At 29.5% G+C, this 25,773-nt stretch carries 25 protein-coding genes; 21 read left to right on the top strand and 4 right to left on the bottom strand.

What is annotated here, in order from left to right; translation table 11 throughout:
* Window positions 1–92: 92 nt before the first annotated feature.
* From BDW25_RS08035 to BDW25_RS08010, 6 genes are all read left to right on the top strand, one after another.
* The gene (locus BDW25_RS08035) at window positions 93–1,325 is read left to right on the top strand and encodes a NupC/NupG family nucleoside CNT transporter (RefSeq protein ID WP_002488576.1); all 1,233 of its coding nucleotides are present in this window, start codon (window positions 93–95) and stop codon (window positions 1,323–1,325) included.
* 513 nt (window positions 1,326–1,838) lie between these two features.
* On the top strand, window positions 1,839–2,672 hold the full coding sequence (locus tag BDW25_RS08030) for a YitT family protein (protein ID WP_002449141.1): 834 nt from the start codon (window positions 1,839–1,841) through the stop codon (window positions 2,670–2,672).
* 186 nt (window positions 2,673–2,858) lie between these two features.
* Entirely contained in the window at window positions 2,859–3,650 is a 792-nt protein-coding gene (locus tag BDW25_RS08025; RefSeq protein WP_002449150.1) for an ABC transporter ATP-binding protein, read from the top strand.
* Between the two features lie 219 nt (window positions 3,651–3,869).
* Entirely contained in the window at window positions 3,870–4,250 is a 381-nt protein-coding gene (dhaM, locus tag BDW25_RS08020; RefSeq protein WP_166667421.1) for a dihydroxyacetone kinase phosphoryl donor subunit DhaM, read from the top strand.
* 178 nt (window positions 4,251–4,428) lie between these two features.
* Window positions 4,429–4,869, top strand: a complete 441-nt coding sequence (locus tag BDW25_RS08015; protein ID WP_227967701.1) for a hypothetical protein — start codon at window positions 4,429–4,431, stop codon at window positions 4,867–4,869.
* A gap of 271 nt (window positions 4,870–5,140) precedes the next feature.
* Entirely contained in the window at window positions 5,141–6,208 is a 1,068-nt protein-coding gene (locus BDW25_RS08010) for a YkvI family membrane protein (RefSeq protein ID WP_002455666.1), read from the top strand.
* 134 nt (window positions 6,209–6,342) lie between these two features.
* Here BDW25_RS08010 and BDW25_RS08005 read toward each other — a convergent pair whose 3' ends face one another.
* Window positions 6,343–6,849, bottom strand: coding sequence for a GNAT family N-acetyltransferase (locus BDW25_RS08005; RefSeq protein ID WP_087436599.1), 507 nt, complete (start codon window positions 6,847–6,849; stop codon window positions 6,343–6,345).
* Window positions 6,850–6,942: 93 nt separating this feature from the next.
* On the opposite strand from BDW25_RS08005, the gene BDW25_RS08000 reads away from it, so the two are divergent.
* The 7 genes from BDW25_RS08000 (at window position 6,943) to BDW25_RS07970 (ending at window position 14,380) form a co-directional block, all read left to right on the top strand.
* Window positions 6,943–7,866 carry an NAD(P)H-binding protein gene (locus BDW25_RS08000; protein WP_133945354.1) on the top strand — a complete coding sequence of 308 codons (924 nt, stop codon included), beginning with the start codon at window positions 6,943–6,945 and terminating at the stop codon, window positions 7,864–7,866.
* Between the two features lie 14 nt (window positions 7,867–7,880).
* Window positions 7,881–8,555, top strand: coding sequence for a response regulator transcription factor GraR/ApsR (gene graR / locus BDW25_RS07995; protein ID WP_002455663.1), 675 nt, complete (start codon window positions 7,881–7,883; stop codon window positions 8,553–8,555).
* On the top strand, window positions 8,548–9,588 hold the full coding sequence (locus BDW25_RS07990) for a sensor histidine kinase (RefSeq protein ID WP_002449136.1): 1,041 nt from the start codon (window positions 8,548–8,550) through the stop codon (window positions 9,586–9,588). Before graR ends, BDW25_RS07990 begins: the two co-directional genes overlap by 8 nt.
* Before the next feature lie 253 nt (window positions 9,589–9,841).
* Complete coding sequence (locus BDW25_RS07985) at window positions 9,842–10,603, top strand: ABC transporter ATP-binding protein (protein ID WP_133945352.1); 762 nt, start codon at window positions 9,842–9,844, stop codon at window positions 10,601–10,603.
* Window positions 10,593–12,482 carry an FtsX-like permease family protein gene (locus BDW25_RS07980; RefSeq protein WP_133945350.1) on the top strand — a complete coding sequence of 630 codons (1,890 nt, stop codon included), beginning with the start codon at window positions 10,593–10,595 and terminating at the stop codon, window positions 12,480–12,482. Before BDW25_RS07985 ends, BDW25_RS07980 begins: the two co-directional genes overlap by 11 nt.
* A 261-nt stretch (window positions 12,483–12,743) precedes the next feature.
* A complete protein-coding gene (locus BDW25_RS07975; protein WP_002449132.1) occupies window positions 12,744–13,361 on the top strand; it encodes a DUF47 domain-containing protein in 618 nt (205 codons plus the stop codon).
* Between the two features lie 14 nt (window positions 13,362–13,375).
* Window positions 13,376–14,380 (top strand): inorganic phosphate transporter, encoded by a 1,005-nt coding sequence (locus tag BDW25_RS07970; protein ID WP_002449135.1) that lies wholly within the window; start codon window positions 13,376–13,378, stop codon window positions 14,378–14,380.
* Between the two features lie 69 nt (window positions 14,381–14,449).
* Here the strand turns inward: BDW25_RS07970 and BDW25_RS07965 are convergent, their stop codons facing one another.
* Complete coding sequence (locus tag BDW25_RS07965) at window positions 14,450–15,244, bottom strand: LysM peptidoglycan-binding domain-containing protein (protein ID WP_133945348.1); 795 nt, start codon at window positions 15,242–15,244, stop codon at window positions 14,450–14,452.
* Window positions 15,245–15,688: 444 nt separating this feature from the next.
* Here BDW25_RS07965 and BDW25_RS07960 point away from each other — a divergent pair, with 444 nt between their 5' ends.
* The 5 genes from BDW25_RS07960 to BDW25_RS07940 all read left to right on the top strand — a co-directional run bounded on the left by BDW25_RS07960 (window position 15,689) and on the right by BDW25_RS07940 (window position 20,658).
* The gene (locus BDW25_RS07960) at window positions 15,689–16,357 is read left to right on the top strand and encodes a Bax inhibitor-1/YccA family protein (protein ID WP_049418595.1); all 669 of its coding nucleotides are present in this window, start codon (window positions 15,689–15,691) and stop codon (window positions 16,355–16,357) included.
* Window positions 16,358–16,658: 301 nt separating this feature from the next.
* On the top strand, window positions 16,659–18,797 hold the full coding sequence (locus BDW25_RS07955) for a helix-turn-helix transcriptional regulator (protein WP_133945346.1): 2,139 nt from the start codon (window positions 16,659–16,661) through the stop codon (window positions 18,795–18,797).
* A gap of 149 nt (window positions 18,798–18,946) precedes the next feature.
* Complete coding sequence (locus BDW25_RS07950; protein ID WP_002449574.1) at window positions 18,947–19,306, top strand: transcriptional regulator, SarA/Rot family; 360 nt, start codon at window positions 18,947–18,949, stop codon at window positions 19,304–19,306.
* Between the two features lie 144 nt (window positions 19,307–19,450).
* Entirely contained in the window at window positions 19,451–20,167 is a 717-nt protein-coding gene (locus BDW25_RS07945) for a YebC/PmpR family DNA-binding transcriptional regulator (protein ID WP_002455657.1), read from the top strand.
* The gene (locus BDW25_RS07940) at window positions 20,167–20,658 is read left to right on the top strand and encodes a cupin domain-containing protein (RefSeq protein ID WP_049335017.1); all 492 of its coding nucleotides are present in this window, start codon (window positions 20,167–20,169) and stop codon (window positions 20,656–20,658) included. The genes BDW25_RS07945 and BDW25_RS07940 overlap by 1 nt, the downstream gene beginning before the upstream one ends.
* 108 nt (window positions 20,659–20,766) lie before the next feature.
* Here the strand turns inward: BDW25_RS07940 and BDW25_RS07935 are convergent, their stop codons facing one another.
* The gene (locus BDW25_RS07935) at window positions 20,767–21,870 is read right to left on the bottom strand and encodes a 5-methyltetrahydropteroyltriglutamate--homocysteine S-methyltransferase (protein WP_049418598.1); all 1,104 of its coding nucleotides are present in this window, start codon (window positions 21,868–21,870) and stop codon (window positions 20,767–20,769) included.
* Window positions 21,871–22,085: 215 nt separating this feature from the next.
* On the opposite strand from BDW25_RS07935, the gene BDW25_RS07930 reads away from it, so the two are divergent.
* The 3 genes from BDW25_RS07930 (at window position 22,086) to BDW25_RS07920 (ending at window position 24,857) form a co-directional block, all read left to right on the top strand.
* A complete protein-coding gene (locus BDW25_RS07930) occupies window positions 22,086–22,643 on the top strand; it encodes a ribonuclease FAU-1 family protein (RefSeq protein WP_002449585.1) in 558 nt (185 codons plus the stop codon).
* A gap of 92 nt (window positions 22,644–22,735) precedes the next feature.
* Window positions 22,736–23,590 carry a LysR family transcriptional regulator gene (locus BDW25_RS07925; RefSeq protein WP_049418600.1) on the top strand — a complete coding sequence of 285 codons (855 nt, stop codon included), beginning with the start codon at window positions 22,736–22,738 and terminating at the stop codon, window positions 23,588–23,590.
* A gap of 46 nt (window positions 23,591–23,636) precedes the next feature.
* Entirely contained in the window at window positions 23,637–24,857 is a 1,221-nt protein-coding gene (locus tag BDW25_RS07920) for a sugar efflux transporter (RefSeq protein WP_002449565.1), read from the top strand.
* Between the two features lie 185 nt (window positions 24,858–25,042).
* On the opposite strand, the gene BDW25_RS07915 is transcribed toward BDW25_RS07920, so the two are convergent.
* Window positions 25,043–25,732, bottom strand: coding sequence for a DUF1129 family protein (locus BDW25_RS07915; RefSeq protein WP_002455652.1), 690 nt, complete (start codon window positions 25,730–25,732; stop codon window positions 25,043–25,045).
* Window positions 25,733–25,773: the final 41 nt, after the last annotated feature.

The following is a 25,773-nucleotide window of genomic DNA, read 5'->3' as shown; positions in this document are numbered from 1 at the left end:
ACAGAACGTTAGTTGTCATTTTATGAAAATAGTACGGTTCTATTTAAGGGTAATGTGATACATATTAATTTTAAAATGTGGGTAGGTGTCTTATGTTTTTACTAATAAATATCATTGGATTACTTGTATTTTTAGGAATAGCAGTTTTATTTTCTAGGAATCGCAAACATATTCAATGGAAATCTATATTAATCTTAGCTCTTTTAAATGTATTCTTAGCATGGTTCTTTGTATATTTCCAAATTGGAAGATCAATTGTTGAAGGTTTAGCAGCTGCCATTGCTTGGATTATTCAATCAGCTCATACTGGAACAGGTTTTGCATTCAGTAGTTTTACAAGTGGTAAACAAATGGATATGGCAGTGAGTGCATTATTTCCAATTTTATTAGTTGTTCCACTATTTGATATTCTTATGTATTTTAATATTCTTCCTAAAATTATTGGAGGAATTGGTTTTGTACTTGCGAAAATCACACGTCAACCTAAATTTGAATCATTCTTTGGTATCGAAATGATGTTTTTAGGAAATACAGAGGCGCTTGCAGTCTCTAACGAACAACTTAAGCGTATGAATGAAATGCGTGTATTAACAGTTGCAATGATGTCAATGAGTTCTATTTCTGGAGCTATTGTAGGTGCCTATGTTCAAATGATTCCTGGTGAATTAGTGTTAACGGCGATTCCTTTAAATATTATTAATGCAATTATTGTGGCTTCTATTTTAAATCCTGTCACTGTTGAAGAAAAAGAAGATATTATCTATAGCATTAATAATGATGAAAAAATTGAACGTCAACCTTTCTTCTCATTTTTAGGAGATTCAGTATTAAATGCGGGTAAATTAGTATTAATTATTATCGCTTTTGTTATTAGTTTTGTAGCGTTGGCTGATTTTTTAGATCGTTTTATTAATTTGATTACTGGATTAGTAGGCAGTTGGATGGGTCTGAAAGGTAGCTTTGGTTTAAACCAAATCTTAGGTGTCTTTATGTATCCATTTGCTTTATTGCTTGGCTTACCATGGGGCGAGGCATGGATAGTGGCACAACAGATGTCCAAAAAAATCGTCACAAACGAATTTGTAGTTATGGGTGAAATTACAAAAGTAATTGATACATATAGTGCACATCGTCGCGCAGTGATATCAACATTCTTAGTTTCATTTGCCAACTTCTCTACAATTGGGATGATTGTTGGTACATTAAAGGGTATAGTTGATAAGAAAACATCAGATTTTGTTTCAAAATATGTACCGATGATGTTATTATCAGGTATTTTAGTTTCACTACTTACTGCAGCATTTGTTGGTTTATTTGCATGGTAAAGTATTAAAAATTAAATCATTTTATAGTAACCATTAGGAGTGAACATTGAATTCGAAAAGAATTCTATGTCACTCCTATTTTTATTATTCATTTTATTGCATGATAAAAACCAAGCATGCAAAGTGAGGAGACACTTTATATACTTGGTTTTTATGGGAAATGAATATTAATGTACTTGTAACGGTAAGGACTAGGTACTGTCACAGTACTTCGAGCAAAATTTGTTTTGTTACTATAAACAACACAAAGGAGATAACTTCTTGTAATTAAGAAGTTATACATAGTATAGCAAACTAATATTTATAAGTAAACGAAAAATTCAGAAAATTTCCACGTATTTTTTATTAGTACATTAGATTTAAAGATGACTATGTATCATATTTAAATTAAATCTTTATATTTTAAGATATTTAAAATTTATTAATACATTTAATTTTTAAAAGTATATTGTAGGAAATGATGAGACTGTGCTAACATTTTAATCGTTATAGTCGTAAAAGGAGTGGGTGTTTTTGAACAAAAATATAAAAAATATACTTTTAGTTATACTAGGTTCTTTTATCTTTTCAGCAGGGGTCAATGCATTTGTTATATCAGGTAATTTAGGTGAAGGTGGCGTCACAGGTATTGCTATTGTATTATATTACGCTTTTCATATTTCACCAGCGCTCACTAATTTCGTTGCTAATGCAATATTGATTGTTATTGGGTATAAATTTTTAAGTAAAAAAAGTACGATATTAACAATTATTGCTACTGTACTTATTTCTGTTTTTTTAAGTCTTACAGAATCATGGCACGTAGAAACAGGTAATGTCATCATCAATGCAGTATTTGGCGGCACAAGTGTTGGACTAGGTATTGGAATAATCGTTTTAGCAGGTGGCACTACAGCTGGAACAACAATATTAGCAAGAATAGCTAATAAATACTTAGATGTTAGTACAGCATACGCATTATTATTTTTTGATTTAATTGTAGTAGCCATTTCTTTAACAGTGCTACCGTTAAGTAAAGCATTGGTAACTGTGATTTCACTTTATATAGGCACGAAAGTAATGGATTATGTTATTGAAGGACTTAATACAAAAAAAGCAATGACAATTATTTCTAGCAAACCTGAAGAGGTAGCTAAGGCCATTGATGAACAAGTTGGTAGAGGTCTTACTATATTGAATGGACATGGTTATTATAGTAGAGAAGAAAAAGACGTTTTGTATGTTGTTGTAGCTAAAACTCAAGTAACTCGTGCCAAACGAATTATAAAAAAAATAGATAAGAATGCTTTCTTGGTTATTCATGACGTGCGTGATGTTTATGGAAATGGTTTTTTAATCGATGAATAAAAAAGGGTCCCTAAAAATTTGAGGTGTTTTATGTATATCTCAGATTTTTAGGGTTATTTTTTATAATCGCCTCATAGTAAAAAGAATAGTCAAAACTGTGTATAAATGGTATACTAGTAATAATTAATTGAGAACGATTATCAATAGATGTCGTAAATATTTTTTGTACAAAGGTAGGGCCTATATATGAATCGTTTAAATGCCTCTCAAGTAGATATAGGATATAGAAATACGACAATTATAAAGGAATTAGATGTTCAAATACGTGATGGTAAAATCACATCAATTATTGGACCGAACGGTTGTGGGAAATCTACATTATTAAAAGCACTCTCAAGACTGATTGAAGTGAAAAATGGAGAAGTATTACTTGATAATCAAAACATTCAACATCAATCTACAAAAGAAGTAGCCAAAAAAATTGCCATTTTACCTCAAACTCCAACAGTGACTGATAGTATAACCGTTGAAGAACTTGTTTCATATGGACGTTTTCCTCATCAAAAAGGATTTGGACGATTATCTAAAAAAGATAAAGATGAAATTGAATGGTCATTAAACGTAACAGGCATTACAGAATTTCGTCACCAATCGATTAATGATTTAAGTGGAGGACAAAGACAACGTGTATGGATAGCAATGGCTTTAGCACAAAAAACAGATATTATTTTTCTTGATGAACCTACAACGTACTTAGACATTTCTCATCAGTTAGAAATTTTACAATTGGTGCAACAGTTGAATAAAGAATTAGGGTGTACGATCGTTATGGTCTTACATGATATCAATCAGGCAATTCGATTTTCGGATTATTTGTTAATCATGAAAGAAGGACAAATTATAGATAATGGACCTACTGACCAAGTCATATCTAAAGAGATATTAGAAAGTGTGTTTAATATAGATGCAGTATTAGGAAAAGATCCTAGAACAGGGAAACCACTTTTAGTCACTTACAATTTACTTGAAAAAAGGTGAGATCCATTATAACTTCAGCAACATAGCTACAATTATTATGATGTTGGATACCTATCTCAGTCATTTTTAATATATAGGCAGTCAATGACTAATATTTTGTCTGATACACAAATATTCGCGCTTTCAGATAAGTTATTTTATAATGAAAATACGCTGATTAAGATTCACTTTAATAAAAAATTAATTTCGTTATTTAATTGATTGACTGGAGTTGAAATGATGACAACTATAGTTATTATTAGTCATAGTGAAGATATAGCTAAGGGAACTAAAGATTTATTAAATAAAATGACAAATGACATAAATGTGATTGCCTATGGTGGAGTAAACGGTGAAATTGGAACTTCATATGATGATATTGAACAATTGATTAATCAGTTAGATGATGATGCATTATGTTTTTATGATTTAGGATCATCAGAAATGAATATTGATTTAGCAATTGATATGTATAAAGGTAAGTATTATATTTACAAAGTAAATGCACCCATTGTAGAAGGAAGCTTTACAGCAGCAATGTCTTTAAGTGTTGGTAAAACTGCTAATGAAGCGATTCAAGAAGTGAATCGATCTTCATTTAAGTCTACAGCGTTTAAATAAGTAATGATGAATTTTGATGTTTTTTTTATATAAAAAAAAGGTTATAAAATGATTATCCAAAATGAATATGATAAAATAAATAGCATGATATTGATGATGAAAGTAGGTGGACATTACGCTACAAGAAGATATTAAATTTTACGTTCTGAACGGCAAATTTGAAGAAATTAAAAATATAATGTCCAATATTGATTTTATGGAATTCGAAGAAGTGTATATATCATGTGCTCATGAACAAGAAAACATTATGTTTTATACTTGTATATTAGATATGATGAAGGATAATGAAACAGCAGAATTACATGATTTAGCATTTTTATTATTAGTCTATCCTTTGAGTGAAGTAGAAGGCGCTTTAGAAGCGGCATATTATCATGCAGATGCTTCTATTCAGTTAACAAATGGTAAGGAAATAAAAAGTTTGCTTCAAATGCTATTATTATATGCTATACCCGACCCAATTATTTCAGATTCTGAAGCGTTTAAAGTAGCTAAACAAATTTTAAAATTAGATCCTAATAATCATGTAGCAAGAAATGTGTTAAAAGATTCAGCTAAACGCATGGATAATGTTATAGTCAATTTTGATGAATTAAAGAAATTTGGAAGTTCAAAATAAAATAATATAGTGAAATAAGAGAGTTAGATAATGAATAGCCATGGTTATTCAGTTTATCTAACTTTTTTTAATAATATTTTACTTAGTAACTCAAATATAATTTTTGTGACAAATTATTATAAATATTAAAATTTTTAAATTGTTTGTAAGAGTATTAACACTAGTACTTAGAAGGGATAAGCGTTGTCTCGCAACGTTTATGCACTGTTGCATATTATTATTAGTACGTTATAATTTTGAATGTGTCAAAAATAAGGAGGTTAATCAATACATGGGGTTGAATAAAGAATCTATAAAAATAGGTTTTGCCTATGTGGGGATTGTAGTAGGCGCAGGATTCTCTACAGGGCAAGAAGTAATGCAATTCTTCACGCCTTATGGTCTATGGTCATATATTGGCGTGTTAATATCAGGATTAATTTTAGGATTTATAGGGCGACAAGTCGCTAAAATTGGAACGGCTTTTGAAGCAACAAATCATGAATCAACATTACAATATTTATTTGGTGAAAAATTTAGTAAAATCTTTGATTATATTCTAGTCTTTTTCTTATTTGGAATTGCTGTAACAATGATTGCAGGTTCAGGCGCAACGTTCGAAGAAAGCTTTGGTATACCTACATGGCTTGGCGCGTTAATTATGACAGTCATTATTTATTTAACATTATTATTAGACTTTAATAAGATCGTAAGAGCGTTAGGTTTCGTTACACCATTCTTGATTGTCATGGTAGTTCTTATTGCTATATATTATCTATTTGCTGGAAGTATCTCTATCAGTAAAGTTAATAGTACAGTAGATCACCCAAGTTTATTCTTAGGTATTATTAGAGGATTAATGTACGGTGGATTAGCTTTTGCTGTAGGATTTAGTACGGTTGTAGCGATTGGTGGAGATGCATCTAAACGTCAAGTATCTGGTGCCGGTGCTTTATTTGGCGGTGTAGTGTATACTGTTTTACTTGCATTGATTAACTTTGCACTACAATCAGAATATCCACAAATTAAAAATGAACAAATTCCAACTTTAAAATTGGCGAATGAAATTCATCCATGGCTTGGATTAGTTTTAACAGTGATTATGTTAGCAGTAATGTATAATACTATTTTAGGATTGACTTATTCGTTTGCTGCACGTTTCACTGAGCCATACAGTAAAAAATATCATATATTTATTATTATTATGATGATTGCAGCCTTTATTTTAAGTTTCGTTGGTTTTGCAGATTTAATCAACTTCTTATATAACATTATGGGCGTAGTTGGATTATTTATTGTAGTAGCAGTGCTTATTAAATATTATTTACGTAAAAGTGATAACAAAGATCACATTGCTTAAAATTGATAAAATAAATATTCCATAAAAAAACTGCCTACAAAGTTAAATAACTCATAGACAGTCTAAAGCAATTCGTGTAATTAACACGAATTGCTTTTTTGCATTTTGAACGTAGCGTATAATACATATTGTAATTAAAGTAGTAATTTAGCCATAATATATTTATTAAAATATTGATTGTTGATCAGTAACTTATTTTTAAGTTCGCCTTCAATATTAAATCCAGCGCCTTTAAGTAGCATGATTGCGTGTGTATTTTCAGGAACAACTGAAGCTTGAAGACGTTTAATATTATGGTTAAGAGCCCAAGCTTCAACAGCATTAATTAAAGCAAGTCCAATACCTTTTTTTTGATACAATTTAGTAACGCCAAGTGTAATAACTGCTTCATGTTGTGTACGTTCGTATTTTTCAGTAGTGACGAATATATATCCAACGAGTTGATCATCTTCTTCAGCTACATAGATGGTATTTCTCGGAGAAGTGATGATACGCTCTAGAAGGTTACTAATAGAAGACACACTAGGGTTAAATTCTCCAGGATTATAAAGTGTATAGTCAGATTCATCATATATTTTAGCTAATAATGTTGTCAAAGCTTCAGTATCTTTTATACTAATTTCACGAATAATATGAGCCATTCGGCTTCCTCCTGAGATAGTAATATAACATATATTATACCAATTATTTAAAAAATATACATATTTAGAATTTTAAAAAGGAGTAACAGAATAATGAAACCTAATGTATTGTTAGCGGGTGGTAGTGGTTATATAGGTAAGAATATTAGCAGTGCGATAGAAAATGATGCAAATTTGTTTGCTTTATCTAAATATCCAAATACAAAAAAAGAGGTTAATCGTAATATAACATGGCTAAAAAAAGATATTTATAATTATGAAGATGTTAAATCAGCAATGTCAGGTATGAATATTGCGGTATTTTATTTAGATCCTAATAAAAATTCTGCCAAGCTTACTCAAGCAACTGCACGTGATTTAAATCTCATTGCAGCCGATAATTTTGCAAGGGCAGCAGCACAACAAGGAATAAATAAAATTTTGTACGTAAGAGGTAATCGCTTTGATAGTGAGACAATACAGTGTTTAAAAAACTATGGTGTTCCTGTTGAAACGACTGAGATCTATATCAAGCGCTCTCATATTAATGTTGAGTTACAAGCGTCTAAGTATAATGATATACGGTCAGCATTAAGAATGATATTACCTAGAAAATGGTCTTTAGAACAATTAGTCGCTTATTTTTTTAAATGGCTGAATGATACACGTGGTACATTTTTACACACGAAATATATAGAAAATCGATATATAATATATGCTCGTAACGAGTGTAAGCCTCTATTAGTAATGAAAAAAGAAGTAAATGATAATCGTTTAATTACATTTAATTTAGTAGGCGGTTCAATTATAAAAAAACGTTCTAAAAAACAAGGGAAATTGGAATTTCGTCAAATTAAAGGAACGCGTTTAGTAATTGTTCAACTATATGATTATATTCCTAAATTGTTATGGCCACTCTATTATTTTTTTCAAGCTCCCGTACAAAGTTTAATTATGAGAGGGTTTGAAATTGATTGTCGTATTAGGCATTTCAATGGACGTATGCAATCAGGAGAAAAAATGAAATATACAAAGTGATAGGATGAAAACATATGCAAATATTATTAGTAGAAGATGATCAGACGCTTTTTCAACAACTAAAGAAAGAATTAGAAAATTGGGATTTTTTTGTTTATGGTGTCAATGATTTTAGTAACGTAATGGAAACATATCATAATGTTCAGCCAGAAATCGTTATAATGGATGTGCAATTACCTAAATATGACGGATTCTATTGGTGTCGTCAAATTAGACAAGTGTCTAATGTGCCTATTTTATTTTTATCGTCACGTGATAATCCTATGGATCAAGTGATGAGTATGGAATTAGGTGCAGATGATTATATGCAAAAGCCTTTTCATACCAACGTACTAATTGCGAAGTTACAAGCAATTTATCGACGCGTATATCAATTTGGCGTAGAAGAAAGACGTACATTAAATTGGCAAGATGCACTAGTCGATCTTTCAAAAGATAGTATTCAAAAAGGCGATAAAATCATTTATTTATCTAAAACTGAAATGATTATTTTAGAAATGTTAATTCAAAAACAAAATCAAATTGTGACTAGAGATACATTAATTACAGCGTTATGGGATGACGAAGCGTTTGTTAGTGATAACACATTAACAGTCAATGTAAATCGATTACGAAAAAAATTATCTGAGATCGGTATGGAAACAGAAATTGAAACAAAAGTAGGTAAAGGATATATGGCACATGAGTAATGTGAAATGGTTTTGGCTATTTCTTAAAACACGAAGTAATTGGATATTTTGGATTATATTTTTACAGTTTGTATTTTTAGGGATGGCATATATAGACTATGATATGGCAATTGAAAGTGTAGCATACATTGTCCTATTAAATATAGGTTTGACTTGTATATTTCTTGTTTTTACTTTTTTAAGAGAAGTAAAATTATATCAACATTTTTATAATAATAAGGAAATCGAAGAAATTAAACACAAAGAATTAGCTGAGAATCCATTTCAACAAGAAATGGTGGACTATTTATATCGTAAATTATTGTTTCACAAAGAAAGAGCTACTGAACAACAAATTCATATACAAGCGTCGGAACAATCGTTAACTGAATTTGTTCACGATATTAAAACACCTGTTACAGCAATGAAATTATTAATTGATCAAGCTGAAGATATGGAACGTAAGAAAGCCTTACTTTATGAATGGTCAAGAGTGAATGAATTATTAGACAAGCAACTTTATTTAACACGTCTTGAATCTAAAAATAGAGATATGTATTTCGAAAAAGTACCATTAAAACGTTTAGTGATAGAAGAAATTCAACTTACTCGTCATATCAGTCAAGTTAAAGGTATTGGCTATGAATTAGAATTTGATACGAATCCAGAAGTATTTACAGATGTAAAATGGTGTCGCATGATGATTAGACAGATTTTATCTAATTCTTTGAAATATTCTCAAGGAAAAGATATTGTTATTCGATCGTTAGCTAAAAAAGACCATATCGCTTTAGAAATTACTGATTATGGACGTGGGATTAGCGCTAAAGATTTACCACGTATCTTTGAAAGAGGCTATACTTCTACCGCAAATCGTAATGAAACAACTTCTTCTGGAATTGGTTTATACTTAGTAGAAAGTGTAAGACATCCATTAGGTATTGAAGTAGAGGTCGAGTCGACGGTGGGAGAAGGAACAACATTTATTTTAACGTTCCCTATTCAAAACGAAGTCATAGAAAGAATGTCACAAGAGAAATTAAGTCTATCATAATAGTGTTGTTAAAATAGAGTATAAGTATAATTGTTCGCTTTATAGAAATAAGATATTGGACTTTACTATAAAAAGTTTGAACTAAAACTTATATAATATTTAAAGTAAATACATAAATTAAGCGTATGGAAATATCATTTTAGTGTCATAAGTGAGTAGAACATTGGGTGAAGCCTGAGACTTTATAATGACGTCTCAGGTTCATCTATATCATTCAATAGTTAAAATATATGATAGTGAGGGGCATTCTAAATTGACAATATTACAAGCAAAGCAAATTGTTAAAACATATGGGACAAAACAAACGATACAAGAAGTGTTAAGAGGTATTAATTTAAACATTGAAACAGGAGAGTTTGTTTCAATTATGGGACCTTCTGGCTCTGGTAAAACAACATTACTTAATGTTTTAAGTTCAATAGATTATTTATCACAAGGATCTGTCATACTAAATGGAAAACAATTGGAAAAGTTATCAAATAGGGAACTATCAGAAATTAGAAAAAAAGATATTGGATTTATTTTTCAAGAATATAATTTATTACACACACTTACTGTAAAAGAAAATATTATGTTGCCTTTATCAGTACTTAAATTAAATAAGGAAGAAATGAATAAACGTTATAGACAAATTACTGAAGCGCTTAATATATATGATATTAGTGATAAATATCCGTCTGAAATCTCAGGGGGACAACGTCAACGAACATCTGCAGCGCGTGCATTTATTACATATCCTAAAATTATTTTTGCGGATGAACCAACAGGGGCTTTAGACTCTAAGAACACTAGAGATTTACTCATACGTTTTGAAAAAATAAATAAAATCTATGATGTAACTATTATCATGGTTACACACGATCCACTTGCAGCAAGTTTTTCTAATCGTGTTGTAATGTTGAAAGATGGCTTAATATTTACTGAAATTTATCAAGGACAAGATAATAAACAATTATTTTATGAAGAAATATTAAGAGCCCAAAGTATATTAGGTGGCAAGGTTTATGAGTTTTAGCTATATTATTTGGAGAAATTTCCTAAGAAATATTAAGCACTATGCTATTTATATGTTTTCATTAGTCATTAGTACTGTTTTATATTTTAGTTTTATTACGATTAAATATGTTCATCATCTCCATATACATGAGTCTTTATCTATTATTAGAGAGAGTTCTAAAATAGGAAGTTATTTTCTATTTATAATCATCGTTGTCTTTATTATGTATACCAATATTCTTTTTATTAAAAGACGAAGTTACGAATTGGGACTATTACAGATTATGGGGTTAAATAAAGTAAGTATTATTTATATGTTTATGTTAGAACAATTGTTTATTTTCTTGATCACTGCAGTTTTAGGTATGATTATAGGGATTGTTGGGTCTAAAATTTTACTTATGATTATATTGAAATTATTAGGTATACATACTTCGGTATCGCTTATTTTTAGTGTAGACGCTATAATTCAAACCTTATTTATTTTAATCGTTGCATATATTTTAATTATTCTTCAAGCTATCATTTTCTTAAATAAATATTCTGTTACACAATTAATGGAGTCTGAAGAATATATAGATGAAACAGGTAAACATATTACATTTGGAGAAATTATTCTAGGAATTTTAGGTATTGTTTTCATTTTGGCAGGATATTATTTATCCACACGATTTGTTGAATTATTAGATGATATCGTATTACCTTTCATTATTTTATTTTTAACTGTGATCGGAGCCTATTTCTTTTTTAGAAGTTCAGTGTCTCTAATATTAAAAATAATTAAATCATTTAAAAGTGGAAATGTAACTGTAAATGATGTTATTTTCACTTCTTCATTAATGTTTAGGATTAGAAAGAATGCTTTTTCTTTAACAATCATTTCTATTATTTCTGCTATTACTGTATCTGTCCTATGTTTTGCAGCAATTAGTCGAGGATCTTTAAGTAAAGAAATTTTATTAGAATCACCGTATGAAGTAACAACGAACAACGACACCTTGTCCGAGAAGTTAAAATATCAATTAGAGCAACAGCATATTGCATATAACTATAATTATAAGCAAGTAGTGTACACGCATTTATATAAAGATCATCTATTTGATGTAAATGCAGCTAGACCTTATTCGGTGACTATAACAAGTGAAGATTACTTTTCAAATATTTCTTTGAAAAAAGGACAAGCAGATTTAATTATCCCAGAAGATGTTATTCCTGAATTAACTAAACATCGGCCACACGGAACAACAATGATTGGTACGAAGCGACATCATACTAAAGTTCAACTTCAAAAAGTGATTCATAAAGTTTATTTTAAAGAGAGTGTAGATTTAGGTGGACCGACACTCGTGCTTAATAACGGGGATTATCAATTTATAAAACAACATGTTAAAAATAAGGACATCATTTCTCAACATGGTTTTGATTTAAAACATACAAAAGATATACCTAAATTAGAAAAGACTATCAATCACATGAATCAGAATTTAAAAACTAGAAGTCAGATAGCAAGCGAAATTTCAAGTTTAACAGGAATTTTATTATTTGTAAGTTCTTTTTTAGGTATTGCATTTCTTATAGCAACTGGATGTATTATCTATATTAAACAAATTGATGAAACTGAAGATGAATTAGAAAATTATTCAATATTACGTAAATTAGGTTTTACTCAAAAAGACATGGCTAGAGGTCTAAAATTGAAAGTGGCGTTTAACTTTGGACTACCTTTGGCTATTGCTTTGCTGCATGCATATTTTGCAGCACTTGTATTTATGAAATTTATAGGATTTACAAATCAAATGTCCATTTTTATAGTTATGATTATTTATACAATAGTATATAGTATGTTTGCATTTATTGCTTATAATCATTCTAAGCGAACAATCAATCACTCAATTTAAGAGAGAATATTTCGAGTTTGTAAAGAATTTGTAAATTTATTGTAGAGATGAAAAAATTATGATATTTTCAATTAGAGACAAATTAGGTGTTAAGTAGAAGTGTATCGTAATTGGTATAACATTATATTTACATAAACTTTACAAAAGCTTTCTAAATAATGTTTTAAAATAAGCTATTGTAAATGTAGCTCATTTTTAAATTGTCTTAAATTAAATAATAAACGTGTGATTGATAGCAATCGCTAAAATGGAGGCATTATAATGTTCACTAAGAAAAAGGATAAGTTTATGGTTCAATTAGAAGAAATGGTATTTAATCTGGACCGTGCAGCTGTAGAATTCGGGAAAATGGATTTTAATACCCATTTAGATTTAAAAGCTTATTCTGATAACATTAAAACGTACGAGTCACATGGTGACGAACTTATGCACAAGGTCATTAGCGACTTAAATCAAACATTTATCACTCCTATTGAACGAGAAGACATTCTATCATTGTGTAATGCAATCGATGATGTACTTGATGCAATGGAAGAAACATCTGGAATGTTTGAAATGTATTCAATTGAATATACTGATGAATACATGGCTGAATTTGTTGACAATATTCAAAAAGCTGTCGCTGAAATGAAATTAGCAGTTGGTTTACTTGTTGATAAAAAATTATCTCACATGAGAATTCATTCAATTAATATTAAAGAGTTTGAAACAAATTGTGATGGTATATTAAGACAATCAATTAAACATATCTTTAATAGTGAAACAGATCCAATCACTTTAATTAAAATTAAAGATATTTACGAAAGCTTAGAAAATATCGCTGATAAATGTCAAGCTGTTGCTAACAACTTTGAAACAATTATCATGAAAAATAGCTAAGGGAGTTTTAAATTATGGAATATGTATTAGTCATCACTATAGCTATCGTTGTATTTTCTCTAGTCTTTGACTTTATCAATGGCTTTCATGATACAGCAAATGCAATTGCTACTGCGGTTTCTACGCGTGCATTGACACCAAGAACAGCTATTTTTCTAGCTGCAGTTATGAACTTTATAGGTGCACTTACTTTTACAGGGGTAGCTGGAACAATTACTAAAGATATCGTAGATCCATTTAAATTACAAAATGGTCTAGTAGTAGTATTAGCGGCTATTATCGCTGCTATTGTTTGGAATTTGGTGACTTGGTTATATGGTATACCAAGTTCTTCATCGCATGCCTTAATCGGTGCTATTGCTGGAGCTGCAATAGCTGCACAGGGATTTACAGTATTACATTATCAAGGTTTTACTAAGATTATCATTGTATTAATTATTTCACCAATTATCGCATTTTGTGTTGGTTTTATCATGTATACAATTGTTAAAATTGTTTTTAAAAATGCGAATCTTACGAGAGCAAATCGTAATTTCCGCTTTTTCCAAATGTTTACTGCAGCGCTTCAATCGTTTTCACATGGTACAAATGATGCTCAAAAATCAATGGGTATTATTACTCTTGCCTTGATTGTAGCGAATTTACAAGATCCAACGAATGTGGAACCGGCATTATGGGTTAAAATTGCTTGTGCCACAGCAATGGGTCTAGGAACTGCAATTGGTGGTTGGAAAATTATTAAAACAGTAGGCGGAAATATAATGAAAATACGACCTGCTAATGGAGCAGCTGCTGATTTATCTTCAGCATTAACGATTTTCGTTGCTTCATCATTACACTTCCCATTATCTACAACACACGTTGTATCGTCATCAATTTTAGGTGTAGGTGCATCAAATCGTGCAAAAGGTGTAAAGTGGAATACAGCTCAACGTATGATTATTACATGGATTATTACGTTGCCAATTTCTGCTATTTTAGCAGCAATTATATTTTGGATTTTAAATATTTTTCTTTAAGGTAAATTAACCACAAAATAAGCTTGAGACATAAACATGTCTCAAGCTTATTTTGTGGTTTGAATCATATTAATGAATATAGTTATAGCTAGAAACTAATGAAGCAGGAATCACACGAGTATCTGTATTATAAGGCCCATATGTATAATTCATTTCTGAAATTAGAATACTACCATCTGGATTCACACGCTCCACATATGCTACATGGCCATAATACCCAGCAGTCGATTGCATAATTGATCCAACAGTAGGGGTATGATTAACAATATAACCATCTGAAGCAGCATTATAAGTCCAATACTTAGCATCAGACCAATATGTACTAATGGGTGATCCAGCTTGAGCGCGACGATTAAATACATACCACGTACATTGACCAGCAGTGTAAAAATTTTGATGGTTAAAGGTTGGTGAAGAATAACCAGTGCTTTGAGAAGCAGTAGTAGACGATGAGTTTGTAGTACTTGAATTACTTGGAATTTTTAATATTTGACCAGGGTAAATTAAATAATTTGAAAAATTATTTGCATTCATTAAGTCAGTAACTGAAGTTCCATATTTATTAGCGATACGAGAAAGTGAATCACCAGATTGAACAGTATAAGTAGTAGAAGACTTACTTGATAAACTACTTGATGTAGTAGTAGATGATCCATTAATAGTTAGTACTTGTCCTGGAAAAATTAAATTACCATTTAAGTGATTATTTCGTTTAAGCTCATCAACAGGCGTATTGTATTTGTTTGCAATACTCCATAAGGAATCTCCAGGTTGAACAGTATATTGTGTTGATGCTTCAGCATGATGAGAGAAAAATGCTACAGCGCCTGACGCAATAGACAACGTAAAAGCTAACTTTTTCAAACTACGTATCCTCCTTGAATTTTAAAATTTATTTTTAGAATTTAATATTGTTAAATTTGTATAATTCATCTTTTTATATCACACGCATATACTATCAAAAAAATATAAGAATATGTGGGTTGTTATTATCTTGTAATATTATTAAAAGTAATACTATTTTTTGTAAATAGATAAAAACCTTGATACAGTAGTCTTTAACAGTTTTATTTAGATAAAATTAAATTTTTTTAAAAAGAAATTTGTAATATTTCTTATAGTAAAATTGAAGCAAGTACGTATCATGTAAGAAGTAGGTTGAATTGTGTTTAATGATTTAAACTTGTAATAATTTTTATATTTTCTTGATAGGACGCTTACTTAAAAGTAAATAAATTATACTATTTTTGTATTCCCAACAAATATTGTACAATATTTGTAAGACACTATTTAAAAGAGGAGTATAAGATGTCAAGTTCTTCAAATTTAGTAAATCATCAACATCAGAGCGTACGTTCAAAAGATAATACTCGACAAAACCATGCATATCGTAAAGTTTGGCTATTTTTTACATATTATTGGCTTATTTTTGGGATTGGCTGTTATTTAGGTCAATATTTGCCTGTAGAATGGCGACGTCCTTTATCAATTACATTATTTGTCATTGTATTAGCGACGTTATTTATTAAAAGAGCACGTAAATATGGTCTTATTATTTCGCATATCTATGCTATTATTATTGGTTTATTATCGTATGCAACATTTTCAATGTATATGCAAAATTTAGGAGCAGAGGTTTTTTATAAAAATATATTGTTAGCCATTATAGCATTCATTGTATTTGGAATATTGGGGTATTTTGTTATTCATGATGCTTCTAGCTTAGGTAAATATTTATTTGTAACGTTAATTGCCCTTATTATTGCTAGTCTAGTTGGCTTATTTATTCATAATTCAATATTCCATATCGTTATTACAATGGTTAGTTTAGTCTTGTTTTTACTATATACATTATTTGATTTTAATCGCATGAAACATGGTAGATTTACGCCAAGAGAAATGGGGTTTAATTTATTTCTTAATTTATTAAACATCATTAAAGATATATTGAATTTAGCAAACCGCTTTAAAAACTAGTCATTCATATTTATAATAAGTTGAATATTTAGAAAAGATGTTCTCACATTGTTTTCAAAACATTTTAAATAAAGAGTAGTCTAAGCTGTTTATTTTATTAAAGTAAGAAGGCAATTATAGAGCATCTTTTTTAAATAATTATGAAATGTATTTAATATAAAATCAGACTTAATTTAATTTTATACATATTTTTGATTTAGTATTAATGTTGTGATAGATTTACATTTAAACACTTATAAATTAGCATTTTTATATAAACACATTAAAAGAAGGACTACCAAGATTAGAAAGAGGTTAGTATATGTCTAATGGGTATTTTCAGGTACTTACTAAGCATGAATATCAAATGACACGTTGTCAAGATGGTATCATATTGCTGTTCCCAATAGAAGGTTCATTAGAAATTCAACATTTTGCCAAAAAAGTGACGATTAATAATGATCTCTACGTTATAAACAATAAAGATATTTTTTCAATTAATAAGAATGAGAAAACATTAATGATTTATATTGCAAGTGATTGGTTTAAAGAAGAAGGATTTAATTTCTTTGATTATAAATATTCAATTAATTTAGTTAAATCTATTAATGCAATAAAAAAAGCATTATTACAGATAACAATGAATCATATTAATCATAAATCTGTTTCAGAAGATAACAAATACATAGTTGACATTGTTCAAATTATTGGAAGACAAGGTAGTGTTGAAATAGATATTGCTAATGATCAATATAATTATGCTTATTATGGGGAGTTAAGTGAAGTATTAGACTATATTAATGAAAATATTGAAAAGAAATTAACATTAAAAGACGTTTCATCTAATCTATTTACATCTAAATCTAATTTATCATCACAATTTACACAGTTGTTAAATATTAGTTTTAAAACTTATGTAGACACTTTGAAGATTGCAAATTCATTTGAATTATTATTGAAAACAGATGATACGATTAGTTTAATTAGCGAAAAAGTAGGGTTTAGTAATGCATCAAGTTATTCTAAAACGTTCAAAAGTTATATGGGAATGACACCAAATGAGTATAGATCATGTAATAAATATGAAAAAATGATTTTTATGGATTATGAAACTCATATTGATGATAGTCTACAAAATATAAGAGATATGATTCTGTCACAACAATATTATTATCAAAAGAAAACAGAACATAAAATATATCTCGATGCAAAATTAGATACGTTTATCAAACCTTATCAATGTGTAGTACAAATCAATACGATTGAAGAAATAAAACTGTTATTTTTAGAGAAATATATAGATTATCTTGACGAGAGTCCATCATTAATGATTTATGTAAGAGTGGATATGAAGGAAATAAAAGAACACTTCACTGTTAAAGAACTTCAGCGAATATTTGAATATATTATTAGAAAAAATCTAAATATAAGTTTTAAACTTGAGGATTTAAACCTAATTAACTTTCTTGAAATGACATATGAAAATGTATTAGATTATCTTGAAATACACCAAGTTGAAGTAAATGTAAATCATGAATTAGGTATTGTTTTTGATTTAGAAAAGATTGATCTAAAAGCCATTTATCGTATGATATTAAAAATACAACATAAAACAAATCGGTTTTCTTTTGGATTAGAAATTAGCAAATTGCTAAATAATCCAGTTTTATTTAAAACTTTAGAATCGCAAATTAAAAGAGTGAATTTCCAATTTCTGTTTATTGATAATTCAAAACTAAATCAACCCTATTTAATAGAAGGTAATAATCGTTTATTAGTAAAGAATATATTACATTATCAAAATATACGTGAAATTTTAAATCACATTGATTTAGAAAATCAAAGAATAATATTTTTAAACGTTGAAAATCATGTGTTTTTAAATAGTGAGTATAATGACTTAAATAGTAGTGCCCCGTTAATTGTAGAAACAAATATTAAATCAGCTCAACACTTTGACGGTATTGGTTTCAATTTTAGACAGGATAGTCATCAATTTAATGCTTTACATCTTTTTGATGAAAAAGGTTTTAAAACAATATTAGGAACAATGATGGCCCATATCATGACGCTTAGTCAGGAACCAAAATACATTAAAGATCATTATATAGTAATTGAAAAAGAAAATAAATTCATACTATTTATATATGATTGGCGTGTTCTAGAAAGTGAATCACGAAATGCTAATTATGAAAAAACTGATATATATGTAGATTTTAAACATAAGACAAATAAAAATCATCTTATAAAGATTCAACAGATTGATGATTATAACGGCAATATTAATCATATTATTACTGAAGACATACGTAATCGTTATCAATGGTCTAAAACATTCTTGAAGAAAGTAAATCGTTTATTACATCCTTCTTTTAAAATTAGAGAACACAACTTTAATAAAGAGGCATTACAAATTAAACTTGATTATAACGGGCTTTATATAATTGAGATATATAAATAATAAATTTCATCTCAAAAAAGTTTTGCACAATAATATTTGAGTTTGTTGGTAAATTTAACAAAAAATTCAAAACAAATGCAAAAGACAGAACTCCAAAATTAAAGGATAATATATGTTGAATTGTTCGCTTTTATTGGAGGTGCAAATGCTTGAGTAACGATGAATTAAATCGCTTGCTGAAAATCTATAAACAATATAAAGCGTTGTCTGAATATATAGAGAAAGAATACAAACTAACCTTAAATGATTTAGCTTTATTAAAATTAGCTTATGAATACACAGCAGACGATCAAATTTTAATGCAAACATTCTTAAAAGTTGCAATTGAAGAACTAGAATTAAGTAGAACAAAATTACTTGTTTCTATACGCAGATTAATAGAAAAAGAGAAATTAAGTAAAGTTCGATCAACAGAAGATGAACGTAAAATTTTTATCTATATGAACAAATCTAATATTGATCAATTTAATGCTTTATTTAATGATGTAGAAAGATTTTTAGATAATTAACTAAATGAATTGGGAGAGTACTGACAAGGGGATGCTTTGTCAGTATTTTATTTTTTATAAGGAAGTAACGTTTTTTTCAATTTAGACAATAAATTATTAATACTATATAATAAGTATTATTGAGTAAGAAAGCGAGATGACAATATGGGACGTAAATGGAATAATATTAAAGAAAAAAAAGCCCAAAAAGATAAAAATACTAGTAGAATATATGCAAAATTTGGTAAAGAAATTTATGTAGCAGCTAAATCAGGAGAGCCAGATCCTGAATCAAATCAAGCATTAAGACTTGTGCTAGAAAGAGCAAAAACATATTCTGTTCCAAATCATATTATAGATAGAGCCATCGATAAGGCTAAAGGCGGTGGAGATGAAAATTATGACCATCTACGTTATGAAGGATTTGGTCCAAGTGGTTCTATGCTTATTGTAGATGCCTTAACTAATAACGTGAATCGTACAGCATCAGATGTTAGAGCAGCATTTGGAAAAAATGGTGGTAATATGGGTGTATCTGGTTCAGTGGCTTATATGTTTGACCATACTGCAACGTTTGGTGTCGAAGGAAAATCTGCCGATGACGTCCTAGAAACATTGATGGAACAAGATGTAGATGTAAGAGACGTTATTGAAGAAGATGGCTTGACGATTGTGTATGCAGAACCTGATCAATTTGCACAAGTACAAGAGGCACTACGTCAATCAGGTGTAGAAGACTTTAAAATTGCAGAGTTTGAAATGTTACCTCAGACTGATATTGAACTTTCAGCAGATGATCAAGCAACACTTGAAAAACTTATTGATGCACTTGAAGATTTAGAAGATGTTCAAAATGTTTTCCATAATGTGGACTTAAAATAGTGAAACACACGGCTTCGTTTTGGATACAATCGTTAGACTTGGAATCTCATCCAGAAGGTGGATATTATAAAGAAACTATTCGACCGGAGGGTGTAAAGAAAGATGAAAGGGCATCTTTTAGTAGTATACTTTTCTTATTAAAAGCAGATGATATTTCGCATTTTCATCGTATAGATGCTGATGAAGTATGGTATTATCATGCTGGTGTATCACTAGAGATACATATGTTAACTGAAGATGGCCAATATCGTAGTGTCTTGTTAGGTCCAAATGTAGACCATGGAGAAGTACTACAATATGTTGTTCCCAAAGGAACCATTTTTGCTTCGAGTGTACCTCATTCGGAAGGTTATAGTTTAGTAGGCTGTATGTGTCAACCTGCATTTGAATTTAAGTATTTTGAATTATTCACACAAGATGAGTTGACAGAAGCATATCCACAATATCGCCGAATGATTCAAAAATATGCATTGAAAAACATTGAGTATTAATAATTAGACACTTCATTAATCGAGTTAAGTATAACTACATTAATGAAGTGTCTTTTTTAAAAAGATTTATTTTAAAAAGAGATAGAGGACAACATTTCTGACCATTTTCTATTCAGCAGTGCCAAAAAGTTCATTAGCTAATTCTACAACATAGGCTAATTTGTTCCATTGTTCTTGTTCAGTTAGAGCGTTGCCTTCTTCTGTAGAAGCAAAACCACATTGTGGACTAATACAGATATGGTCAATATTTACATATTGTTCTGCTTCTTTAATTCTTTTTTTAATTGTTTCTTTATTTTCCAATTCACCTGTTTTAGAGGTGATCAGTCCTAGAACTGCATAAGCATTGTCATTAAAGAAACGAAGCGGTTCGAAATCACCTGAACGTTCATCATCATACTCTAAAAAGAAACCATTTAAATTTTCTTTAAATAGATAAGGGGCGATGGCTTCATATCCTCCAGAAATTGCCCAAGTTGATTTATAGTTACCACGACAAATATGAGTAGTCAGAATTAAATCATTTGGTAGTCCTTCGATAGCTTTATTAATCACTTTATAGGCTAAATCACGTGCTTTTAGTTTTTCATCTTCAGAGCGTTGACGACCTCTCACTTTTTGAGTACCGTCAGTTAAACCAGCCCAGTATACGTCATCTAATTGAATATAGCGTGCTCCTAAGTCATAAAATGCTTGTAACGTCTCATGATAAACTTTTGCAATATCATTTGCAAAATCTTCTATATTAGGATAAATCGTTTCGTTTAAAATATTAGGATGGAACAATTGATTTGGACTAGGTATTGATACTTTAGCAGTTGCGCGACCAGCCACTTTTTTATATAAAAACTTAAAGTGTTCAAAGTGTGGGTGATTTGGATTAAATGATACTTTGTCCACAATTCTCACATTATGTGCACGTGTTTCTACACCTTCGAATTCTAATCCATGATCAGGAGTATATCCTTCAACGCCATTAATATTCTCTAGAAAATCAAAGTGCCACCAACTTCTACGAAATTCTCCATCTGTAATGCTATGTAAACCAATCTCAATTTGTTTTTCAATAATACGTTCGATTTCTTCATCTTCAATACGTGTTAATTCATCTAAAGATAATTCGTTATTATTAAATTTAAATCGTGCTTCTTTTAGGCGCTTAGGACGTAATAAACTTCCCACGTGATCTGCTCGAAAAGGTCTAACTGTCATAATTAAAAATGCTCCTTTTATTTAGAATTTTCAGATAATATAGAATAAAACTATCAAAACTTAGTGTTTTTGTCAATTTTACCTAAAAATTTAATAGTTATAGTAAAATGAAATTGAAAATTTAAATAATTTATATGTTAAAAGTAATAAAACATGCCATAAGATGACATGGTTTACTTAGTTTAATATAATAATGACAAGGAGTTGGTGGCTTTGTGAAAATTAAATACATAGATAAACGTCACTGGCGTCGCCTAATTGAACGTGATTACATAGAAGTTAAGGTAAATAATAATAGGTTTAAAGGTATTATTGGCTTGGTCACGATGAAAAAGGTGCGTGAGCCTTTAGAGGTGACGGTGGTCGATCAAAATGTAGTTGTAGTAGATAATAACTATAAATGGTTACAAATTCTGCCGGAAAAAAAACGCTATAGTATTACTGCAATGTTTGATGATAAGGGGAATCCATTAGAGTACTATTTTGATATTAACATTAAAAATATTACTCAAAAAGGGAACGCGAGAACATTAGATTTATTTTTAGATGTGCTGGTTTTACCATCTACTGGTGAATATGAGTTAGTAGATGAACATGATTTAGAACTAGCTTTGAAAAATGGACAAATTACGAAGAAACAATTCCATGAAGCCTATATTATCGCGCATCAATTGATGATTGAGATTGATGACAATTTTGCAGAGATACATCATCGAATTATGCATTGTTATAAAAAGATGATAGGTAAATTAAATAAGCATAAGAAAGCGTAATTATATTTCTTTAGTACTAAAACAATAATGAAATAGTATCAATTTTATTTACCATCATAGCCGTATTCGTGGATAAACATAAGGGGGAAGCTATGAAAATTGAAGATTATCAATTATTAATTACATTAGATGAAACGAAAACGTTAAGAAAAGCTGCTGAAATTTTATATATATCACAACCAGCAGTCACACAACGCTTAAAAACAATTGAACATGCGTTTGGAGTAGAAATATTTATTCGTACTAAAAAACAATTGATTACTACTACAGAAGGTGCAATGATCATCGAACATGCACGTGATATGTTGAATCGAGAAAAAATGTTTTTCGACAAAATACAAGCACATATAGGGGAAGTAAATGGAACCATATCTATAGGATGTTCATCTTTAATTGGACAAACAATATTGCCCCGTGTATTGAGTTTGTATAATACACAATTTCCTAATGTAGAAATACAGGTTCAAGTGGGTTCAACAGAGCAAATTAGGTCTAATCATAGAGATTATCACCTTTTAATTACTAGAGGGAATAAAGTAATGAATTTAAAAAATATCCATTTATTTGATGATGAACATTATTTTATTTATCCAAAAGAACGTCATGAAGATGTTTCAAAATTACCATTTATTGAATTTCAAGCAGATCCAATATATATAAATCAAATTAATCATTGGTATAGTGAAAAATTTGGACAAGATTATCATGCTACCATTACAGTAGATCAAGTGGCAACATGTAAAGAAATGCTAATAAGTGGTGTAGGCGTAACTATTCTTCCAGAAATAATGATGAAGAATATTGATCATCACGTATTTGAATTTGAAAAAGTCAACATTGATGGTCTTCCGTTAATCCGCTCAACGTATATGAGTTATGATAGTAGTATATTGCAACTACCACAAGTTGATACTTTTGTATCTTTAATGCTTAATTTTACTAAATAATAGTTAATCAATATTGCAATTTAAAAGAAGAATAGAGGTATAGTATATGTTTTCAGCACTATTGCATATTAAAAACTATAAATTATTTCTTATTAATATGATGCTCTTAGGAATGGGTATTGCCATTACAGTGCCATACTTTGTTTTATTCGCAACAAAAGAACTAGGAATGTCGACAAATCAGTTTGGTGTGCTTTTGGCTTTGGCTGCAGTAAGTCAATTTACTGTAAATGCGATTGTTGCTAGATTTTCAGATACACATCATCTTAATCGGAAAATACTTATTATTTGCGCACTATTTATGGGGGCACTTAGTTTTTCTATATATTTTTACATACATCATATATGGCTATTTATTATAGTATATGCGATATTTCAAGGATTATTCGCCCCTGCAATGCCCCAATTATATGCATCCGCTAGAGAATCTATTAATGCCTCTTCATCAAGAAATAATGCGAAATTTGCTAATACTGTATTAAGATCAATGTTCTCTTTTGGCTTTTTATTTGGTCCACTCATTGGTGCATACCTCATTCAATTTATGGGTTATGCAGGGCTATTTGGCGGCACGGTTATCATTTTATTATTTACACTGTTGTTACAAATATTCTTTTATAAGGATTTAAATCTGACTATAAACGACCAAGTTAAAGATACTGCTAGTATTGAAATAACTGCACCTAATATGTTAAAAGATAAAACTTTATTTATTCCATTTATTGCTTTTATACTTCTACATATTGGTCAGTGGATGTATACAATGAATATGCCATTATTCGTTACAGAATATTTGAAAGAACGAGAAGGTTATGTAGGTACTTTAGCAAGTTTATGTGCCGGCTTAGAGGTTCCTTTTATGGTTATATTGGGGATTTTAGCATCCAAATTATCTACACGCACTTTGCTTATACTAGGAGCCATAAGTGGTGGTCTATTCTATTTTAGTATTGGTATATTTGAAAATATATATATGATGATGATAGGACAAGTATTTTTAGCATTTTATTTAGCGATTTTATTAGGACTGGGTATTAGTTATTTCCAAGATATATTACCTGACTTTCCTGGTTATGCTTCGACTTTATTTGCTAATGCAATGGTAATAGGACAATTATGTGGAAACTTATTAGGGGGCGTAATGAGTCATTGGGTCGGATTAGAAAACGTTTTTTATGTTTCTGCCTTATCTATTTTTATTGGGATGATTTTAATATGGTTCACTAAAGATCAAACGTTTACATCTTCAAGTATGAATATACAATAATTAATAGAAATGATGATGTATGAAAATAAAAGTCTAGGACATTAAATACTTCGACAAATGAAAGAGACCACTTCTTCTATTGAAATAATAGGAAAAGGGTCTTTTTTATAATTATTTTGTTTATATATAGCTCAATGAGTTGTTATTTTTCTGAGAATAATATTCTAGGCTCTTATTTAATATTTTTATAACACAGTATTTGAATCTTCATCAACAAAATGATGTTCTATATAGAAAGCAATAGGTGTAATAATTAAAGAGATGATAATAAATGCCCAATTATTAATTCGAATACTAGGTCCATATGCCAAAAATGACTGTGGAATAAAAAACACATAAAACAGTGCTACTACTAGTAATGCGATAATACAGTAATTAAACCACCAAATCCAATGCGAATTATTAAAACACTGTAATTGAACAGTTTTAAAAACGACTAAAATAAAGAGAAATATAATAGCTAAACCAATGAAGAGCGTAATGGGAAAGGTATATAAATATACTTCATTATGATTATCAGGAATAAAAAAACCGATAAACCCTTTAAAGAAAAAGAATATACCCACTAAAAAGATAAAATTTCTAAAAATAGATTTAACAATATTTTTAATTGTTTCATTTGGTAGGGATTTAAGTTGTTTTTTAGCATGTGCTTTTGGATCATGATCGAAAAATTCAAGAGCTAAAGTTCCATCCTTCTCTGCGGCAAGTAACTCCTTCAAAATACGATTGAGCATGAGTTCACTATCATGTGGATTTACACGTAAATCTGCTCTAATATAAGTCATATAGTTTTCAAAAATTTCTCGATCCGTATTATTTAAACGCATTGATTTTACGTTGTTTTCACGGGCTAATGTTGCAGTCGATTTCATTTATTATCCCCTTAAAAATAAAAATATTTAAAAATTTTAAA

This window comes from Staphylococcus sp. AtDRG32 (assembly GCF_004365845.1).
Classification (GTDB): Bacteria; Bacillota; Bacilli; order Staphylococcales; family Staphylococcaceae; genus Staphylococcus; species Staphylococcus hominis.
This window is presented reverse-complemented; position numbering and strand designations above follow the sequence as displayed.

Coding starts and splice junctions, on each gene's coding strand:
- BDW25_RS07915 (WP_002455652.1), bottom strand. CDS start 25,732: ATGAAATCGACTGCAACATTAGCCCGTGAAAACAACGTAAAATCAATG.
- BDW25_RS08010 (WP_002455666.1), top strand. CDS start 5,141: ATGGGGTTGAATAAAGAATCTATAAAAATAGGTTTTGCCTATGTGGGG.
- BDW25_RS08025 (WP_002449150.1), top strand. CDS start 2,859: ATGAATCGTTTAAATGCCTCTCAAGTAGATATAGGATATAGAAATACG.
- BDW25_RS07920 (WP_002449565.1), top strand. CDS start 23,637: ATGTTTTCAGCACTATTGCATATTAAAAACTATAAATTATTTCTTATT.
- BDW25_RS08035 (WP_002488576.1), top strand. CDS start 93: ATGTTTTTACTAATAAATATCATTGGATTACTTGTATTTTTAGGAATA.
- BDW25_RS07990 (WP_002449136.1), top strand. CDS start 8,548: ATGAGTAATGTGAAATGGTTTTGGCTATTTCTTAAAACACGAAGTAAT.
- BDW25_RS07960 (WP_049418595.1), top strand. CDS start 15,689: ATGTCAAGTTCTTCAAATTTAGTAAATCATCAACATCAGAGCGTACGT.
- BDW25_RS07980 (WP_133945350.1), top strand. CDS start 10,593: ATGAGTTTTAGCTATATTATTTGGAGAAATTTCCTAAGAAATATTAAG.
- BDW25_RS07925 (WP_049418600.1), top strand. CDS start 22,736: ATGAAAATTGAAGATTATCAATTATTAATTACATTAGATGAAACGAAA.
- graR (WP_002455663.1), top strand. CDS start 7,881: ATGCAAATATTATTAGTAGAAGATGATCAGACGCTTTTTCAACAACTA.
- BDW25_RS07935 (WP_049418598.1), bottom strand. CDS start 21,870: ATGACAGTTAGACCTTTTCGAGCAGATCACGTGGGAAGTTTATTACGT.
- BDW25_RS07970 (WP_002449135.1), top strand. CDS start 13,376: ATGGAATATGTATTAGTCATCACTATAGCTATCGTTGTATTTTCTCTA.
- dhaM (WP_166667421.1), top strand. CDS start 3,870: ATGACAACTATAGTTATTATTAGTCATAGTGAAGATATAGCTAAGGGA.
- BDW25_RS07955 (WP_133945346.1), top strand. CDS start 16,659: ATGTCTAATGGGTATTTTCAGGTACTTACTAAGCATGAATATCAAATG.
- BDW25_RS08005 (WP_087436599.1), bottom strand. CDS start 6,849: ATGGCTCATATTATTCGTGAAATTAGTATAAAAGATACTGAAGCTTTG.
- BDW25_RS07945 (WP_002455657.1), top strand. CDS start 19,451: ATGGGACGTAAATGGAATAATATTAAAGAAAAAAAAGCCCAAAAAGAT.
- BDW25_RS08000 (WP_133945354.1), top strand. CDS start 6,943: ATGAAACCTAATGTATTGTTAGCGGGTGGTAGTGGTTATATAGGTAAG.
- BDW25_RS08015 (WP_227967701.1), top strand. CDS start 4,429: ATGTCCAATATTGATTTTATGGAATTCGAAGAAGTGTATATATCATGT.
- BDW25_RS07975 (WP_002449132.1), top strand. CDS start 12,744: ATGTTCACTAAGAAAAAGGATAAGTTTATGGTTCAATTAGAAGAAATG.